This window comes from Salegentibacter lacus, assembly GCF_020164555.1.
GTDB lineage: Bacteria > Bacteroidota > Bacteroidia > Flavobacteriales > Flavobacteriaceae > Salegentibacter > Salegentibacter lacus.
The window spans coordinates 1-1,614 of record NZ_JAIQZB010000051.1 but is presented as its reverse complement, the minus strand read 5'-3'; the positions used below and the strand labels follow the sequence as shown (position 1 = coordinate 1,614).

At 43.5% G+C, this 1,614-nt stretch carries 3 protein-coding genes; all 3 read right to left on the bottom strand.

Features of this window, described 5'->3' with window-relative positions; all coding sequences use genetic code 11:
* Positions 1 to 843 (bottom strand): IS66 family transposase (locus tag LB465_RS18015; RefSeq protein WP_224471306.1); only part of this gene is annotated, 843 nt, incomplete at its 3' end.
* Between the two features lie 75 nt (positions 844 to 918).
* A complete protein-coding gene (gene tnpB / locus LB465_RS18010; RefSeq protein ID WP_224471305.1) occupies positions 919 to 1,260 on the bottom strand; it encodes an IS66 family insertion sequence element accessory protein TnpB in 342 nt (113 codons plus the stop codon).
* Positions 1,260 to 1,538: an IS66 family insertion sequence element accessory protein TnpA gene (gene tnpA / locus LB465_RS18005; RefSeq protein ID WP_224471304.1), complete on the bottom strand. Its 279-nt coding sequence runs from the start codon at positions 1,536 to 1,538 to the stop codon at positions 1,260 to 1,262. The genes tnpB and tnpA overlap by 1 nt, the downstream gene beginning before the upstream one ends.
* Positions 1,539 to 1,614 lie beyond the last annotated feature (76 nt).

Genomic DNA, 1,614 nt, shown 5'->3' with positions numbered 1-1,614 from the left:
ATCTATGGGACAATGATGTACCCAATAATAACCTTGATGTGTTTTTCCTTTTTTAGCTGGATCCATCACCTTTATGGGTGTCTCATCACTTTGGAGGTAACCTTTGGAGCGAATATCCTCTAGCAGGTGCTGATAAAGGATATCGATGATTTTAAGGCTTTGCCTGGTCCAGCCTTCCAGGGTGGAAGATGCTATAGGGATCTCTGCTCGTTTAAAGCGTTGGAGCTGCCGGTAAAGCGGAAGGTGATCCTGGTACTTATCGACTAAAATCGAAGCCAGGAGTCCGGATCCCGGGATTCCTTTTTCAATCACCCGCTCAGGAAGTTCCGCAATGATCACTCGCTCTTTGTTTTTAGGAGCATACTTATAGCGGATGTAGCGTTTGATATAATATTTAGCAGGCTCATATTCCAGTTCATCGGTCACTTCCTTGCCGATACAAACCATATCGGTAATATCTTCCTCAGGAAAGATCTCGATCTCTTCTACTGGAAGATGCTCCGGAAGGGCCACTCTTCCTTTGTGGGCGGAAGTTCTTTTGCGACGCTGGTCGCTGAGCTTTTCTTTTAACTCGGATTCTTGTGCTGCTGCCTTTTGGGGTTCCATTTCAAAGGGAAGGCTCATCTGGTTTTTATCCCCTTCGAAGCGTTCTCTTTTTTGACCAAAGGCCAGGCGTTTGTAATACTCCACCTGGAATTTCAGGTCAGCAATCTTATGCTGTGCTTTTTCAACTTCTTGTTCCCTTTTAGAAACATTTTTTTCAGCTTTTTCCCTCTTTTTCGTCTCCTTCTTCAGGAGTGCCAAAAGCTGATCTTTAGTAAGGTTTTCTAAGGGTTCTTGCATAGGTTAAAGATACAAAAACAGACCTATTAAACCTACCGTGAACCCCTGTTTTTACTGATAAAATGCCATTATTTTCTAGTGAGAATAGCGCAGTTTCTGAACACTTTTTTCAACCTTAATACCCTCTATCATCAGTACCAATTGCGGCCAGGTAAAACTGGTCTGATCTTCTTTAATTGCAGGCGGAGTGAAGCTTCCCCGCTCCAGTCGTTTGTAGTATAAAACAAAGCCGCCCCGCTCCCAGTGGAGCAGCTTGAGATGGGTGCGATTCCGGTTAAGAAAAACGAACACATCACCGCTGGTAGGCTCCCGGTTTAGCTCATTTTTCACCAGTCCGCTCAGGCCATTAAATGATTTTCTCATATCACAAGACTTACGATAAAAGTGATAATTATGGGAGGAACCTAAGGAGAACATTAATACAGCTTGACTAACCGGGCAATAAGTCCCAGGTCCGCAGCATTCATTTGGAGTTTGACACCGTTGGGATAAATAAGTTCCAGCTCACCCGATGACGAGTTTAATCCCTTAGTTACTTCTACAAATCCACCGGGCTGATCTTCATCTTTCTTCTTGCGGATCCAGTAACAAAAGGTGGAAGGACTGATTCCTTTTCCTTGGCTAAAGGCTTTTGCCGAAAGGCCGCTATTACGATATTCATTAACTAAAGTGTACATTTCTTCCTGTTTGCTCATAATAAATATTATTTTAGAGCAGCAAAGCTATCGGTAGAAAGTCAGCTAATCAAGATGCAGTTGGTGGGGTGGATAC